At 60.6% G+C, this 15,154-nt stretch carries 15 protein-coding genes; 8 read left to right on the top strand and 7 right to left on the bottom strand.

Going from position 1 to position 15,154, the window contains the following annotated elements; genetic code table 11:
- From rfbC to cysQ, 4 genes are all read right to left on the bottom strand, one after another.
- On the bottom strand, positions 1 to 464 hold a 464-nt coding region (rfbC, locus tag AC1DON_RS14695), incomplete at its 3' end, for a dTDP-4-dehydrorhamnose 3,5-epimerase (RefSeq protein WP_476935561.1).
- A gap of 70 nt (positions 465 to 534) precedes the next feature.
- Positions 535 to 2,463: a sulfate adenylyltransferase subunit CysN gene (gene cysN, locus AC1DON_RS14690; RefSeq protein WP_476935560.1), complete on the bottom strand. Its 1,929-nt coding sequence runs from the start codon at positions 2,461 to 2,463 to the stop codon at positions 535 to 537.
- A 2-nt stretch (positions 2,464 to 2,465) separates the two neighbouring features.
- Positions 2,466 to 3,416: a sulfate adenylyltransferase subunit CysD gene (cysD, locus tag AC1DON_RS14685; RefSeq protein ID WP_476935559.1), complete on the bottom strand. Its 951-nt coding sequence runs from the start codon at positions 3,414 to 3,416 to the stop codon at positions 2,466 to 2,468.
- Positions 3,417 to 3,479: 63 nt separating this feature from the next.
- A complete protein-coding gene (cysQ, locus tag AC1DON_RS14680) occupies positions 3,480 to 4,262 on the bottom strand; it encodes a 3'(2'),5'-bisphosphate nucleotidase CysQ (RefSeq protein ID WP_476935558.1) in 783 nt (260 codons plus the stop codon).
- A gap of 122 nt (positions 4,263 to 4,384) precedes the next feature.
- Here cysQ and AC1DON_RS14675 point away from each other — a divergent pair, with 122 nt between their 5' ends.
- Entirely contained in the window at positions 4,385 to 5,926 is a 1,542-nt protein-coding gene (locus tag AC1DON_RS14675; protein ID WP_476935566.1) for an amidase, read from the top strand.
- Between the two features lies 1 nt (position 5,927).
- Here the strand turns inward: AC1DON_RS14675 and AC1DON_RS14670 are convergent, their stop codons facing one another.
- Positions 5,928 to 7,109, bottom strand: a complete 1,182-nt coding sequence (locus tag AC1DON_RS14670) for an AGE family epimerase/isomerase (protein WP_476935557.1) — start codon at positions 7,107 to 7,109, stop codon at positions 5,928 to 5,930.
- Positions 7,110 to 7,340: 231 nt separating this feature from the next.
- Between AC1DON_RS14670 and AC1DON_RS14665 the strand changes: the two genes are divergently transcribed.
- From AC1DON_RS14665 to AC1DON_RS14645, 5 genes are all read left to right on the top strand, one after another.
- Positions 7,341 to 8,405, top strand: coding sequence for a mannose-1-phosphate guanylyltransferase/mannose-6-phosphate isomerase (locus AC1DON_RS14665; protein ID WP_476935556.1), 1,065 nt, complete (start codon positions 7,341 to 7,343; stop codon positions 8,403 to 8,405).
- 89 nt (positions 8,406 to 8,494) lie between these two features.
- Positions 8,495 to 9,139, top strand: coding sequence for a hypothetical protein (locus AC1DON_RS14660; protein WP_476935555.1), 645 nt, complete (start codon positions 8,495 to 8,497; stop codon positions 9,137 to 9,139).
- Positions 9,136 to 9,465: a transcriptional regulator gene (locus AC1DON_RS14655; protein WP_476935554.1), complete on the top strand. Its 330-nt coding sequence runs from the start codon at positions 9,136 to 9,138 to the stop codon at positions 9,463 to 9,465. The genes AC1DON_RS14660 and AC1DON_RS14655 overlap by 4 nt, the downstream gene beginning before the upstream one ends.
- A 367-nt stretch (positions 9,466 to 9,832) precedes the next feature.
- Positions 9,833 to 10,072 carry a hypothetical protein gene (locus tag AC1DON_RS14650; protein WP_476935553.1) on the top strand — a complete coding sequence of 80 codons (240 nt, stop codon included), beginning with the start codon at positions 9,833 to 9,835 and terminating at the stop codon, positions 10,070 to 10,072.
- 72 nt (positions 10,073 to 10,144) lie between these two features.
- Positions 10,145 to 10,318 (top strand): hypothetical protein, encoded by a 174-nt coding sequence (locus AC1DON_RS14645; protein WP_476935552.1) that lies wholly within the window; start codon positions 10,145 to 10,147, stop codon positions 10,316 to 10,318.
- Here AC1DON_RS14645 and AC1DON_RS14640 read toward each other — a convergent pair.
- Positions 10,312 to 11,238 (bottom strand): substrate-binding domain-containing protein, encoded by a 927-nt coding sequence (locus AC1DON_RS14640; protein WP_476935551.1) that lies wholly within the window; start codon positions 11,236 to 11,238, stop codon positions 10,312 to 10,314. The genes AC1DON_RS14645 and AC1DON_RS14640 overlap by 7 nt on opposite strands.
- A gap of 16 nt (positions 11,239 to 11,254) precedes the next feature.
- On the bottom strand, positions 11,255 to 12,943 hold the full coding sequence (locus AC1DON_RS14635) for a methyl-accepting chemotaxis protein (protein WP_476935550.1): 1,689 nt from the start codon (positions 12,941 to 12,943) through the stop codon (positions 11,255 to 11,257).
- 216 nt (positions 12,944 to 13,159) lie between these two features.
- Here AC1DON_RS14635 and AC1DON_RS14630 point away from each other — a divergent pair, with 216 nt between their 5' ends.
- Both AC1DON_RS14630 and AC1DON_RS14625 read left to right on the top strand, forming a co-directional pair.
- Entirely contained in the window at positions 13,160 to 13,474 is a 315-nt protein-coding gene (locus AC1DON_RS14630) for a DUF485 domain-containing protein (RefSeq protein ID WP_192621337.1), read from the top strand.
- Complete coding sequence (locus tag AC1DON_RS14625) at positions 13,471 to 15,132, top strand: cation acetate symporter (RefSeq protein WP_476935549.1); 1,662 nt, start codon at positions 13,471 to 13,473, stop codon at positions 15,130 to 15,132. The genes AC1DON_RS14630 and AC1DON_RS14625 overlap by 4 nt, the downstream gene beginning before the upstream one ends.
- Positions 15,133 to 15,154: the final 22 nt, after the last annotated feature.

The raw sequence follows: 15,154 nt of genomic DNA, 5'->3' as shown, positions 1-15,154 counted from the left end.
ATGCCGATCTCCGGATCGTCGAACGCTATGCCGCGGTCGTGTTCTGCGCTGTAGGGATTGGTCACCTTGTACAGCACCTCGGTGTCGGGCTCTAACGTGCAGAAGCCGTGCAGGAAGCCTTCAGGCACCCACAGCTGGCCGGCATTCTCAGGCGTCAATGTCTCGGCGATCCATCGGCCGAACGTGGCCGATCCCGGCCGCACATCGACGGCAACGTCGAAGATCGCCCCCTTCAGGCAGCGCACCAGCTTCCCCTGGCCCATCGGCGGCGCCTGATAGTGCAGGCCGCGAATGGTGGCGGTTTGCGCCGACAGAGACTGGTTGTCCTGAACGAAACCCGTATCCGCGACGTTCTCTCGAAACCAAGCGTCCTTGAACGCTTCCATGAAGTAGCCGCGGCTGTCGCCGAACTTCTTAGGCGTAATCAAAACAGGCCCGGAAATCGCATAAGTCTTAACTTGCATTGGAGGTCCTGGTCTGTTTCGGCGCTGCACATCTATCCGTTTAGACCAAGGCCCGTCAAGGCGCAGTCTATTAGATTTCGTATTCGGGACTCACGCTTAGGTAGCGATGCGCAATCAGGTGTTCGACGATCCTTCCCGTTGCCTGTTCAGCGGATAAACTTACCGTTTCGACCACGATGTCCGGACGTTCCGGCGTCTCGTACGGGCTGTCGATGCCGGTGAAATTTTTGATTTCACCGGCGCGAGCCTTGGCATACAGCCCCTTGATGTCGCGTTTTTCCGCTACTTCCAGGGGAGTCGAGACATAGATTTCGATGAATTCGCCATCGGTCAGGAGTTCGCGTGCCAGTTGCCGCTCGGCGCGGAAGGGCGAGATGAACGACACCAGGGTGATCAGACCGGCATCGACCATCAGCTTGGACACTTCGGCGACGCGGCGGATGTTTTCGACGCGGTCCTCAGTCGTGAAGCCCAGGTCCTTGTTCAGGCCATGGCGGACATTGTCGCCGTCGAGCAGGTAGGTGTGGTGGCCCATGCTCAGGAGCTTCTTTTCGACCAGGTTGGCGATAGTCGACTTGCCCGATCCCGACAGACCCGTAAACCACAGGACAGCCGGCTTCTGGCCCTTGGCGGCGGCGCGCGTGGCCTTTGAGACGTCGAGCGCCTGCCAGTGGACGTTGGTGGCGCGACGCAGGCCGTGGTCGATCATGCCCGCGCCGAGCGTCAGGTTAGACACGCGGTCGATGACGATGAAGGCGCCTGTCTCGTGGTTGTCGGCGTAAGCGTCGAAGGCAACTGCGTCCTGGGTTGCCAGGTTGACGACGGCGACCTCGTTGAGCTTCAGCGTCTTGGCGGCCAGCTGCTGAAAGCTGTTGACGTCAACCTTGTGGCGGATGTCGGTGACACTGGCCGACACAGTGCGTGAGCCGATCTTGATCAGGTAGGGACGGCCGGGAATAAGCTCGTCCTCGCTCATCCAGATCAGGTGCGCCTGGAACTGGTCCGAGACTTCCGGGCGGGCTTCGGGCGGGACCAGGACATCGCCGCGTGAGATATCGATCTCGTCTTCGAGCGTGAGCGTAACGGCCTGACCGGCAACGGCACGAGCCAAGTCGCCATCATAGGTCGAGATCGACTTGACCCTCGAGGTCTTGCCGGAATTGGCGACTAAAACGGGATCGCCCGGCTGGACGGCGCCCGACGCGATGGTGCCGGAAAAGCCGCGGAAGTTGAGGTCCGGGCGGTTGACCCATTGTACAGGCAGGCGGAATGGGCGCGTCGTCAGGTCGCGCGAAATGTCGACGGTTTCGAGGTGCTCGACCAGGGTCGGCCCCTTGTACCATGCCAGCTTGTCACTGCGTTCCAGGACGTTGTCGCCATAGCGGGCCGACAGCGGAATGGCTTGCAGGGTCTCAAAGCCAAAGCCCGAGGCAAAGGCGTTATATTCGGTGACGATGCGGTCAAAGACCTCCTGGGAATAGTCCATCAGGTCGATCTTGTTGACCGCCAATACGACGTGCTTGATACCCAGCAGCGAGACGATAAACGAATGCCGGCGCGTCTGGGTCAGGATGCCTTTGCGGGCATCGATCAGGATGACGGCCAGGTCGGAATTCGACGCGCCGGTCGCCATGTTGCGCGTGTATTGCTCGTGGCCGGGTGTGTCGGCGACGATGAACTTACGCTTTTCCGTCGTGAAGAAGCGATAGGCGACGTCGATCGTAATGCCTTGTTCGCGCTCGGCCTGCAGCCCGTCGACCAGCAGCGCCAGGTCGATGTCTTCGCCGACCGTGCCGAACTTCTTGGAATCCTTCTCGATGCCAGCCAGCTGGTCTTCGAAGATCAATTTGGTGTCATAAAGCAGCCGGCCGATCAGGGTCGACTTGCCGTCGTCAACGCTGCCGCAGGTCAGGAAGCGCAGCATCGACTTCTTTTCGTGGCTGGCCAGGTAATCGATCAGGGCGCGGGTGTCTAAGCGCGTATCAACAATAGCATTCATTTTTAGAAGTAACCTTCGCGCTTCTTCTTTTCCATCGAGCCTTGTTCGTCATGGTCGATCAGGCGGCCGGAGCGTTCCGAGGTCCGCGTCGTCAGCATTTCGGCGACGATCTCTTCCAGTGTGTCGGCCTCGGATTCGACGGCGGCAGTCAAAGGGTAGCAACCGAGCGTGCGGAAGCGCACCGACTTCATCTCGGGCTTTTCACCGGGCTGCAGCGGCAGACGGTCGTCATCGACCATGATCAGCTGGCCACCGCGTTTCACGACCGGGCGCTTTTGGGCGAAGTACAGCGGGACGATCGGGATGTTTTCCATCAGGATGTACTGCCAGATGTCGAGCTCGGTCCAGTTCGACAAAGGGAAGACGCGGATCGACTCGCCCGGCTTCACGCGGGCATTGTAGAGGTTCCACAGTTCCGGGCGCTGGTTCTTGGGGTCCCAGCCGTGGTTCTGCGTGCGGAAGGAAAAGATGCGCTCCTTGGCGCGCGACTTTTCTTCGTCGCGGCGAGCGCCGCCGAAGGCAGCGTCGAAACCATGCTCGGTCAGCGCCTGCTTAAGGGCGTCGGTCTTCATGATGTTGGTATAGGTGTTCGAGCCATGGTCGAACGGATTGATATTGTCGCGTACGCCGTCCGGATTTGTGTGCTTGAGCAGAGTCAGGCCCAGCTTCTTGACCGTGGTGTCGCGAAATTCGATCATCTCGCGGAACTTCCACGTCGTATCGACGTGGAGCAGCGGGAAGGGCGGCTTGGACGGGTGGAAGGCCTTCATCGCCAGGTGCAGCATGACCGACGAATCCTTGCCGATCGAATAGAGCATGACCGGGTTTTTGAATTCAGCGGCCACTTCACGCATGATGAAGATGGCTTCGGCTTCTAGCCTTTTGAGATGGGTAAGCTGTTCGGCGGACACGGCGGTACCTTCAGGAAATCTGAAGGCTATGTAGTCACGCATGTCCACAGGGACAAACTACAAAAACTGAATCGAAAGGTAAGGGCCAATGCAACCTGACCATCCTCACGCGCGGATGACCGGATCTCCGAACGCGACAAAATGCGGGTTGGCGAAGTCAACATCAGTGGGTTGATCGCGCTTGCCATAACGTAATGGCTGGCCATCCAGCGTCTCGACCCTCCCGCCGGCCGCGCGCAGGATCGCATCACCGGCCGCGATGTCCCATTCCATGGTGCGACCCATGCGCGGATAGAGGTCGGCTTCGCCTTCGGCCAGCAGGCACAGTTTCAGCGACGAGCCCGCGGCAACGAAATCCTTGATGTTGAAAGCCTTCAGATAGGCCTGGGTTTCCTCGCCGCCGTGCGAGCGCGAACCAACCGCCGACAGACCGTCCGCCGGGGCCAGGCGAACGCGAATGGCGCGGGTGTCTTCCAACTGGCCGTCAGCCACGTTGGCCATGAAGGCGCCTTCGCCGCGTGCGCCCCAATAGAGCTTGCCCAGCGCCGGCGCATAGACGGCGCCTTGCACCGGTTCTCCGTTTTCGATCAGGGCGATATTCACGGTAAATTCCCCATTTCTGGAAATGAACTCCTTGGTGCCGTCCAGCGGGTCGACCAGGAAGAAGCGCGTAGCGGTGGCCGGAACACGGCCCGCGGCGGCCTCTTCTTCCGCGACGACCGGGACGCCTGGCGCCAGGCGTTTCAGGTTTTCCAGAATAATGGCCTCGGCGCGCTGGTCGGCCTCGGTGACCGGAGAGGCATCGGACTTGTCCGCCACGGCAAAGTCGGTCGCGTAGATGCGCAGGATTTCGGCGCCGGCGGCCAGCATGATGGGGTTCAGGTCCATGGGTATCTCCGTGAAAGCGCGACATGCTCTAATAAGGATAGGAGATCGTAGCAAGTCTTGTCATTGCAGTGGATCCGGGCAAGTATCGAATGAGGCTTGTTGGGGATGCTGCCGTGGTACGTATGTTCTTGTCCTTTGCCGCGATCACGCTTCTGGCCGCGCCAGCCGCTGCCAGCCCTCCGGCGGCGACAAAGGCCCTGGTCGGGGAGATGACCATTCCCGAGCTGCAGGCCGCCATGGTGCGTGGCGATTTTTCGGCCGAGGAGCTGACAAAGGCGGCAATGGCCCGCGTCGCGGCGCTGGACGGGAGGCTGCACTCGATCATCGCCATCAATCCCAACGCGGTGGCGCAGGCGCGCGCCGTCGATGCCGCGCGAAAGGCGGGTAGGGCGATGGGGCCGATGGCGGGTATACCGGTGCTGGTCAAGGACAATGTCGAAACAAAAGACCCAATGGCGACGACTGCGGGGTCTCTGGCGCTGAAGGACAATGTGACCGGCCGCGATTCGCCGTCGATCGCCAATCTCAGGGCCGGTGGCGCCGTCATTCTCGGCAAGACCAACTTGTCGGAATGGGCCAATATCCGCTCGACCCATTCCATGAGCGGATGGAGTGCGATCGGTGGCCTGGTCGCCAATCCCTATGATCTGACGCGCACGGCATGTGGTTCATCGAGTGGGGCAGGCGCATCGATTGCCGCCAGCTTTGCGCCGGTTGCGATCGGTACGGAGACGGACGGTTCGGTGACCTGCCCGGCGGCTATGAACGGGCTGGTGGGGCTTAAGCCCAGTGTCGGGCTTGTATCACGCAGCCATGTCGTGCCCATCAGCCACACCCAGGATACACCGGGCCCCATGGGCCGGTCGGTGACTGACACCGCTGCTCTCCTGACTGTAATGGCCGGAAGCGACGCGGCAGACAAGGTGACGGCTGAAGCCGATGCGAAAAAAATGGACTATGTGGCGGGACTTACGAATGCGTCGCTGAAAGGCGTGCGCATCGGCATATTGCGCGATAAACTGGGTGACGAACCCAAGACCTTGGCGGTGTTCGAGGTCGCGCTGAAATCACTTGAGGCTGCGGGCGCCATCCTGGTGGACATTCGCGACTCTTCGACGCCGGGCCTCGGCGATGCCGAATTCACCGTGCTAACCTATGAGCTCAAAGCCGACCTCAACGCCTATCTGGCCGCGACCCCGTCAGCGGTCAAAGCCCGAACGCTCGCCGATGTCATTGCTTTCAACACGGCCAACGCGAGCATGGAGATGCCGTATTTCCGGCAGGAAATCTTCGAGATGGCGCAGGCGAAAAAAGGCCTCGACGACCCGGAATATATCGCCGCCCTTGCCAGGTCGCAGGCCATATCGTCGACGCGTCTCGATGGCCTGCTTAAGGATCATGACGTAAGCTTACTCATAGCGCCGACCTATGCGGTGGCGTGGAAGTCGGACGCCATCTATGGCGACGTCTATAATGGCCCGTCGGCCACGCAGTTGCCGGCGACGTCTGGCTATCCGCACCTGACAGTGCCGATGGGTTTTGTCCAGGGCCTGCCGGTCGGACTGTCGTTTATTGGAACCCGGTGGAGCGACGCCGACCTGCTGAAAGCCGGTTATGTCTTCGAGCAGACCACAAAGGCCAGGAGGGCGCCGGCACTGGAATAGATCAGAGTTTCAGGGCTGAGAGCTCATCGATGGCGCAGATGATATGGTACAGCGAACTGGCCGGCGCAGGCTCGATCTCGAAGCTGCCGTCGTCCTTCATGCGGTCGGAGTAAAGCCCCTCTATCTCGGTGTTGAAATAGAGCTTCAGGCCGTTGGACGCTTCGATCGCCTTGGCAATGGCGGCCTGGCGGTCTGAGGGTGTCATGGCGGCATCCGCCAGTTTGACATAGGCCTTTACACGCTCGGTCTGGGCCCATAGGCGCGCCTTTGCGTCCTTGATGGACAGGTCATCCCACAGCTCGAAGATGGTGGCGTTGCGATGGTCGTCGGTACCGGGACCCTCAGCAATATCGATAAAGCGTTTGGCGATCGGCAGATAGGACTGATCGCCCGACATGCGCGCCCAGCGCAGGAAGAGCCACGCCCATTCGAACTGGTGACCCGGCTCGACGATACGGCCGGCATCGCCTTCGATAGGGTTCCAGTCGCCGTCGAAGAATTCGAGCAGGGCGCCGGTTTGCGGATGGATGAATTTGTCGGCGCACAGCTTGGCGATCTGGTCGGCGACTTCACGCCACGTATCGTCGCCGCCGGCTTCGAGCCACGCCAGGCAGGCTTCGAACATGTGCATGTGCGGATTGGCCTTGAGCGGCAGGCTGCGCGGGTTGGATTCTTCGAAGCCACGGACCGGGTGCGAATAGTCGCGCAGGATGGTGTCACGGATAAAGGTGCCGGCCTCTTCCAGCGTCTTGTCCTGTGGCCTGATCTTGAAGGCCGAAGCGTAGGCCAGCATGGCAAAGGCGTGGTCGTAGAAGTCGAATTCGCCGCGGACGACGGCAGCCTGTGGCGTCAGCACAGCGTAAAGCAAACCGGTATGCGGGTTGCGCGCAGGACCAGACAGCCATCTCAGGCCCTGGTCGATGACGGCGTCAGTCTCGCCCTGATAACCCATGGTTTTGGCGAGGGCGTAGGAGTAGACTTGGCGCGCAGCGACCCGTGTGCGGCGATCGATATCATCGGGGCTGCCGTCGAGATTGAGTTTCTCGAAAAAGCCGCCTTTCTTAAGGTCGCCGCCGGCATTCCACCAGATCGGCAGCGCCTTGTCGAACAGCCAGGTGCGCAGTTCTGCCTGCGTGGCTTCCAGTTCAGTCTTCAGTGTCAGGGAGGACGGGCTATCGGGCATTGTGGGCTCGCGCATGTAAATATAGGGACGAGTAGTCAGGACAGGCGTAAAAAATCACTGCGGTTTGGATCGCTATCACCATCGGCGCCGACGACGCAAGTCCGTCATTTCGCAGGTGCAAAATACGTATCGCGCCTTTATATGTTTCAAGGTTCAAGATATAGCCTTTTTGTCTCGCCGCGCTGCACCAGATATGGCACTTTTTCTAGAATGAGGGAAATATCGTCCGACATGCCTAGTAAGATTCTTCCGGTGATTATGTCTGGTGGTTCAGGCACCCGCCTGTGGCCGCTGTCAACGCCTCAGGCGCCCAAGCAGTTCCATGCGCTGGCCACGGCGAACACCATGATCCAGGAAACGGCGCTTCGTCTGGCGGGAGATGCATTCTCGTCTCCCGTGGTTATCTGCGGCATCGGTCATTTCGCTCTGGTGAGCGAGCAGCTGGACCGGATTGCGCGCGGTCCGCAACTGGTGGTGCTGGAGCCGTTTGGCCGCAATACCGCCGCGGTTGCCGCCATCGCGGCGCTAAGCGGCCAGGAGACCGACCCGGATGCCCTGGTCCTGCTGGTGCCGGCAGATCACGTAATTTCCAAGCCGGACGCCTTTGCAGACGCGATCTTCAAAGCCGCCGATACGGCGCGCGAGCGCATCGTCACTTTCGGCATTCGCCCGACCCATCCCGAAACCGGTTTTGGTTACATCCAGCACGGCGCGGAACTGTCCGACGGCATTTTCGAAATTCAGGCCTTTCTTGAAAAGCCGAACCTGGCTACGGCCACCGAATATGTCATGGGTGGCCATCACGACTGGAATGCCGGCATTTTCCTGTTCTCGCCGCATGTCATGCTGGAAGAGTTGAGCACTTACGCGCCAGAGGTTCTTGAACAGAGCCGCCGGGCCTATGAGGCGGGCGTGCGCGACGGTGTACGGCTGAGCCTCGATGAAGGTCATTTCGCCAACGTCCCGTCGATATCGGTGGATTACGCAGTGATGGAAAGAACGCAGCGTTCGGCAGTGATTCCCTGTGACATCGGCTGGGCCGACGTCGGCGGTTTTGCCGAGCTGTGGCGACTGGGAGACAAGGACGATGCCGGCAACCACGTAAAAGGCACGTCCATCCTGATCGATGCGGAAAACTGCCTGATCCAGAACCATGACGGCCCACCGGTCGCTGTGGTTGGCATGAAGGACGTTATGGTTATCTCGACGCCGTCGGGCGTTCTGATCTGTCCGATCGATCGGGCGCAGGACGTCAAGAAGGCCGCTGAAGCCGCAAAGGCCTTGGCCAGCTTGTAATTTGCCGGCACGATTAGCTTTGCAAATCAAAGTGAAGTGCGACGTTCTGGGGACTATTCAAGCAGCAAGTATGGCGCTACCAATAGGTCATGACTGATACGTCGCGTAACGTTGAATCGTCGATCCTGCCGCGTCTCGACCCCGAAGAGGCCGGTTATCTGCGCGAGGAACTGCAGGATTTGCGGAACCTGGTCAGCCGTGGTGACCCCCTGACGGTCAGCGGCGGGCTTGTCATGGCATGGTGGGCGCTGGTGCTGCTGGTCGGCAATCTTGTTCACGTGCTTGAGGTCGCCGGTTTTCTGCATACGCACCTGCCTTTGCCCGCGACGGAAGTTGTCATCGGCTATGCCGGCAACCTCCTGTTTCTCCTGCGCCGTCACAAGGCTGCCCACGAGCGGTCGTGGCGCAGCCGCACACTGGCGGCCATGTGGTTCATCGGCGGCGTCGCTGTGCTGGTCTTCGTGGGCGGCTGCTACATGGCGGGTATCAACGATCCCCGCATCAACCTGGCCTTTGTCGCCATGCTGTATGCGATCATCATGACCCTCACGGCGCTGATTGCCGCCAAGCCGTGGATGACTGCGCCGGCCATCGGTTGGGCGGCGGTGGCATTTGCCGTTTTTTGTTTCAACAGTGAACTGTTTCGCCCAGCCCTGTTCGCGGGTGCGGCGGTGTTCCTGATGCTTGTTCCTGGCCTCGCCCTGACGTGGCAGGAGAGGAGAAGTGCTGTATGAGTATTTTCGCCGCCGATACACTCAAGGAAGTGATCCATGGCCGTGCGCGCCTTGCCATCCTGGCCTATCTGACGACCGTAGGACGGGCTGACTTCGTCCGGCTGCGCGATGAGATCGCGATATCGGATGGCAACCTGTCCCAGCACCTCCGGAAACTGGCCGATGCCGGATATATCGCCCTGCACAAGTCGATCATCGCCAGCCGGACCAAGACGGTGGCGGAACTGACCCAGGCCGGCCGCCAGGCTTTCTACGACTATCTGGACAGCCTGCAGTCCCTGCTCGATGCAGTGCCGGCGCGCGATCCGTACGGGATGGAAAAATAGCCCCGACTCGAAGTTATCTTCGTGTTGATAAGTGATCACGGTTGGGCTAACCTTGTACCGCTCCGGGACAGAAGGCGCTGATTTTCAATGCGTTCTGCATCTTCGTTCTGGCGGATCTCATGATCCAGCCGGCGCGTGGGCAACCGCGCACGTCGTTTTCATTCAACCGCCGGGGGGCGGATAGAAGAGGGCGACGATCGTCTCCGGCGGACCTTTGGGGGGTCGCCAGAGGCGTTGCGCGGTGGAGCGCTTTCCGGACTGTCACTTGCGCTAAACTGATTTTTACCGGTCAAGCCCCTCAGCGACACCTGACTCATTTCGCTCACATACTGAGCTAATGACAATGCGTCACATGAGGAACTTTCACTTGAAACGCAGGACTTACGCTTTTTTTCGCGACGAGCTGATTACGCTGGCGCCCGCGCTAACCGCAGCGATCATCGCGGTCGTTGTGGCGCCGTTTCTGCCGCGCGATTTCATGCTGTTCCTGAGCGTGCTGGCCATACTGGGCATAAGCGCAGCGTTGGCGGCCTATACTTTGCCGCCGGTTCGCGCCGCCCGCGCCCGCCTCATCGCCGCCCGCCACATACCGGATGGCCACCCTTAATTTGAAATCTGTTTTGGCGTGATACTCAGCCGAAAGCCGCTCGGCGTATCGCTTGTATTGGGAGAGTTTGTTATGAACAAGGTCACCAGCTTTATCACCGGCTTCTGGAACGGCTTCTTTCACGTGACGCCGAAGAAGACGACTATGCGCGGAGAGCGCAAGATCCGTAACAATCTCGACGACGATCAGGTCGATTCTATGATCGACGAGAGCTTTCCTGCCAGCGACCCGCCCAGTACCTACTGACCGGCGTATTGCTGGATATTCGACGGGATGATCAGTTCGTACGGCACCCAGTCGTATAGTTCCGCATATTCCTTGCCGACGAACTTCTTGGCGTCGGCAAGGGCCTGGGCGCCTTGGGCCCGGGCGTTCTGCAGCAGTGACAGGTTGAGATAACCGCTGTTGATTGCAAGCAGGGCGTCGGCGGTTCCGTCGACCCCGGCGACATAGATATCGCCGGGTTTTTTTCCGGCTTTTTTCAGGGCATCTATGGCGCCCAGCGCCATTTCATCATTATTGGCCAGGATGGCTTTCAAGGGCTTCCCGCCTTGCAGCCACTGCGTCACCAGTTGCTCGCCCTGAGCCCTATCCCAGTTGCCGGTGGCTTCCTCAACGAGAGTGATATCAGGCTTGGTCGCCAGGATTTCCTTGACGCCCTGGGTGCGCTCGATGGCGGCGGGATGGCCGTCTTCGCCGCGCAGGATGACGACATTGCCGGCATTACCGATCTTGTCGGCCACCAACCGCATCTGTAGCCGCCCGGCGACGAGGTCATTGGACGAGACGACGGCGACCCTGCCGGCAAGGCGATCGATCGGCGGCCGGCGATTGAGATAGATCAAGGGCGTGCCGGCCTTGGCGGTGAGGTCGAGAATGCTCTTGGCCGAGCCGGTATTGACGCTCAGGACGATGATGGCATCGACCTTGTCGGCGATGGCATCCCGGACCTGCTTGACCTGGGTCGCCTCGTCGTTTTTCGCGTCTCCGACGATCAGCTCAATGTCCGGGTCCTTGGCCGCCTCGGCTTCGACCGAATTCTTGAGAATGCCGATGAACTTGTCATTGGTCTTGGCCATCGACAGAAAGATGCGCGTCTTGGCGAAGGCGGGGCTGACGGCCAGTACGCCCACCAGGAAGACAGTTAGAAGCGTAGGTATTTTCATGGCTCTTATCCCGTTCTTAAGCGGCTCGGACGCGGTCGAGGAAGCGGTTGACTTCGCCCTTGAGCCGGTCCGACTGTTGCGACAGAGCCCGGGCGGCATCCAGGACGCGCACGGCGCCCTGGCTCGATTCCTGCGCCGCCTGGGTTACCCCTATGATGCTGCCGGTGACTTCGGCCGTGGTCCGCGATACCTCATGAATGTTGCGCGAGATTTCCTGGCTGGTTCTTTCCTGTTCGCTCACCGCCTGGGTGATCGACGAGGCGATACCGCTGACTTCGGCTATGGTCTGTTCGATGCCGCTGATCTCGCCGACCGCCTGCCCAGTCGAAGCCTGCATTTTTTCGATCGAGACGCCGATCGTGTTGGTCGACTGCGCCGTCTGGTTAGCCAGGTTCTTCACCTCGGAGGCGACCACGGCGAAGCCCTTGCCGGCTTCACCCGCGCGGGCGGCTTCAATCGTGGCGTTGAGCGCCAGCAAATTGGTCTGTGAGGCGATCGCATTGATCAGGCCCACAACGGATTCGACCTGGGCGGCATCGTCGCGCAGGGCGTCCATGGCACGCCGGGTCCGTTCGGCCTGCTCGACGGCCAGACCGCTGATTTCGCTTGAACGCGAGACCTGGGAGCCGACCTCGCGGGCCGAAGCGGACAATTCCTCGATGGCGGCGGCGACCGAGCGGACATTGTCGGCGGCGGAACGCGCGCCTGTTTCCACGGCGACGGACTGGGCTTCGGTCTCTTCGGCGGCAGCCGACAGGGTGGCGGCCGAGTCCTGCAGGTCAGCAGCAGACCTGGAGACGGCCTCGATGATGCTGCCGATGGCGTTTTCGAAGTCCTGGGCCAGTTGCGTCAATTCCGCCTGGCGCTGGCGATCCATGTCCTTTTCCAGCGCTGCCTGATTGGCACGCAGCAATTCGCCTTCGCGCAGCTTGTCCTTGAAGACGTTGAGAGCGCCCGCCATGCCGCCAATTTCGTCCCGACGAGCGGTATCGGGGACTGTGATGTCGGTTTCCTGCTGGGCCAGACGCAGCATGACATGGGTCATGCGGCCGATCGGACGCGAAATGCTGGCGGTCAGAAGCCCGCCGACAAGGACGCAGAACAGGGTGAGCGAGCCGAGTGCGATGACGATCCACATCCGCGCCGAGGCATTGACAGCGGCGGCTGCCTCGGCAGCGCCGCGCGCCTTGGTTTCGCGGAATTTCTGGACCTTGCGTACAGCATTGAAGAAGGCGACACGTTCGTGGTTCAGGTCGTTGGTCAGGACCTGTCCCGCCATATCGGTAAGTCCGGCGCGGTCGAGCGAGGTCACCTCTTCCTGGACAGCCAGGAAGTGCTGCCAGGCCTGACGCAGCGACGCGGCCATAGCGGCCTCCTCGTCGCCTGAAACCATGACGCTGTATTCGCTCCAAAGTTTCGAGAAATCCCGGCGTGTCGCAGCCCCTTCTTCGGCGAATTCGGCGCGCCTGGCCGCATCGGGGGCGTGGTGCTCGAGGAAGGAGATGACGGACAGGGTCTGGCTGGTCCGCGCCAGGTCGCCCAGAGTCGATACGGCCGCGATCTCGCTTTCCAGCTTGCGGCCTATGGCGGAGACCTCGTTCAGCTTGAGGATGGAGAAGGCGCCAGTTGCGACCGAGAGCACCATCAACAGGCCGAAGGCCAAAGCAAATTTACCGCGTATCGACTGGGTCAGCGCGCGAACCATGAATGTCTCCCTTTGTCGCCGGGCTTTCTGCGGGCTCCTTGCGAATATCGCCCAGTAAAATTTTCAATGGATAAAATGTGGTTAACAGATGCCGCATTTCCCGTTAACGTTATCGTTGAATCACGCCTGACAGCTGAAAGCGCTGGACGGTGACGCAAAGTCCGGTATTGGTGGCAGCAATAAAAACATCTGCACAAATCCAAACAGGGGCAAGGCATGACGACGGAAGACGTCCACCGGCGCATCTATGAAAACCCGAAATTCCAGGCGCTCGTCAAACGGCGCAGTCGCTTTGCCTGGACGCTGTCGATCATCATGCTGCTGGCCTATTACGGCTTCATTACCCTGATCGGGTTCGACCCCAAGCTGCTGGGTCAGCCGATCCAGCCGGGCATGGTCATTACGTGGGGCATTCCTGCCGGTCTTGGCCTGATCTTCCTGTCCTTCATCCTGACGGGCATCTATGTCTGGAAGGCCAATGGCGCCTATGACCGCGCCGTTCGTGAAATCCTGGCGGAGGCCGGTCAATGAAAGCGTCCAGAATACTCCTGGCCGCAGCCGTTGCCTTCGCGCTGCCGGCCATGGCGATCGCCGACTCCATCAGCGGTGAGGTCCACAAGCAGGGCGTCAACTACATCGCCATCGGCATGTTCCTGGCCTTCGTGCTGCTGACACTTGGTATCACGCGCTGGGCGTCCAAGCGCTCGGCGTCGACCAAGGATTATTACACCGCCGGCGGCAAGATCACCGGCTTTCAGAACGGCCTGGCGATCGCCGGCGATTATATGTCGGCGGCGTCCTTCCTTGGTATTTCGGCCCAGGTTTTTACCTCGGGCTTCGACGGGCTGATCTATTCGATCGGCTTCCTGGTTGGCTGGCCGATCATCCTGTTCCTGATGGCCGAGCGCCTGCGTAACCTCGGCAAGTTCACCTTCTCTGACGTCGCGTCCTATCGCCTGGGCCAGAAGCCAATCCGCTTCCTGTCCGCCCTGTCGTCGCTGACGGTCGTGGCCTTCTACCTGATCGCCCAGATGGTCGGCGCGGGCAAGCTGATCCAGCTCCTGTTCGGCCTCGACTATATGGTCGCCGTGGTGCTGGTCGGCATTCTGATGGTTGCCTATGTGTTGTTCGGCGGCATGCTGGCCACCACCTGGGTGCAGATAATCAAGGCGGTCATGCTGCTGTCGGGCGCGACCTTCATGGCCGTCATGGTCATGCGTTCGGTCAATTACGACTTCGCCCAGCTGTTCGAAAAGGCGGTCGAGGTCCATCCCAAGGCGGGTGCGATCATGGCGCCCGGCGTGCTTATTTCCGATCCGGTCTCCGCCATTTCGCTCGGCCTGGCCCTGATGTTCGGCACGGCCGGTCTGCCGCACATCCTGATGCGCTTCTTTACCGTCAGCGACGCCAAGGAGGCCCGCAAGTCGGTTTTTTATGCCACTGGCTTCATCGGTTATTTCTATATCCTGACCTTCGTCATCGGCTTCGGCGCCATCCTGCTGGTCGGCACCAACCCGGCGTTCAAGGACGCGACGGGCGCACTGCTCGGCGGCCCCAACATGGCGGCGATCCACCTGGCCAAGGCCGTAGGTGGCGACCTCTTCCTTGGCTTCATTTCGGCAGTGGCCTTCGCGACCATCCTGGCCGTTGTGGCGGGCCTGGCGCTGGCCGGCGCATCGGCAGTGGCGCTCGACCTCTACACCCACGTCCTCCGCAGCGGCGATGTCGACGAAAAGTCGCAGATGGCAGTCTCGAGGAGCGCGGTTGTTGTGCTGGGCATCGTTGCCATTGTGCTGGGCGTGGTGTTCGAGCAGCAGAATATCGCCTTCATGGTCGGCCTGGCCTTCTCGATTGCCGCGTCGACCAACTTCCCCATCCTGTTCCTCAGCATGTACTGGTCGAAGCTGACGACGCGCGGCGCTGTTTTGGGCGGAGCCATCGGGCTGATTACCGCCCTGACCTTAACTGTGCTCAGCCCGACCGTCTGGGTCGATGTCCTGCATCACGAGGCGGCCATCTTCCCGTACAAGTACCCGGCCCTGTTCGCCATGGTCGCGGCTTTTGGCGGAATCTGGTTGTTCTCGGTGACCGACAATTCCGAAAAGGCCAAGGCCGAGCGCGAGAAGTTCTTCGCGCAGTTCGTCCGGTCGCAGACGGGACTTGGCGCTTCCGGCGCGGTCGACCACTAAAGCGGCTCGCTCCTGAAACAAA

It is taken from the genome of Asticcacaulis sp. P4_H10, assembly GCF_056400965.1.
Note: the sequence above shows the minus strand (reverse complement) of the source record. Positions and strands in the feature narration are given on the sequence as shown.

Coding starts and splice junctions, on each gene's coding strand:
- AC1DON_RS14625 (WP_476935549.1), top strand. CDS start 13,471: ATGAAAGCGTCCAGAATACTCCTGGCCGCAGCCGTTGCCTTCGCGCTG.
- cysQ (WP_476935558.1), bottom strand. CDS start 4,262: ATGGACCTGAACCCCATCATGCTGGCCGCCGGCGCCGAAATCCTGCGC.
- AC1DON_RS14670 (WP_476935557.1), bottom strand. CDS start 7,109: ATGCCCGATAGCCCGTCCTCCCTGACACTGAAGACTGAACTGGAAGCC.
- AC1DON_RS14640 (WP_476935551.1), bottom strand. CDS start 11,238: ATGAAAATACCTACGCTTCTAACTGTCTTCCTGGTGGGCGTACTGGCC.
- AC1DON_RS14660 (WP_476935555.1), top strand. CDS start 8,495: ATGACTGATACGTCGCGTAACGTTGAATCGTCGATCCTGCCGCGTCTC.
- AC1DON_RS14675 (WP_476935566.1), top strand. CDS start 4,385: ATGTTCTTGTCCTTTGCCGCGATCACGCTTCTGGCCGCGCCAGCCGCT.
- AC1DON_RS14635 (WP_476935550.1), bottom strand. CDS start 12,943: ATGGTTCGCGCGCTGACCCAGTCGATACGCGGTAAATTTGCTTTGGCC.
- AC1DON_RS14665 (WP_476935556.1), top strand. CDS start 7,341: ATGCCTAGTAAGATTCTTCCGGTGATTATGTCTGGTGGTTCAGGCACC.
- AC1DON_RS14630 (WP_192621337.1), top strand. CDS start 13,160: ATGACGACGGAAGACGTCCACCGGCGCATCTATGAAAACCCGAAATTC.
- cysN (WP_476935560.1), bottom strand. CDS start 2,463: ATGAATGCTATTGTTGATACGCGCTTAGACACCCGCGCCCTGATCGAT.
- AC1DON_RS14645 (WP_476935552.1), top strand. CDS start 10,145: ATGAACAAGGTCACCAGCTTTATCACCGGCTTCTGGAACGGCTTCTTT.
- AC1DON_RS14655 (WP_476935554.1), top strand. CDS start 9,136: ATGAGTATTTTCGCCGCCGATACACTCAAGGAAGTGATCCATGGCCGT.
- cysD (WP_476935559.1), bottom strand. CDS start 3,416: ATGCGTGACTACATAGCCTTCAGATTTCCTGAAGGTACCGCCGTGTCC.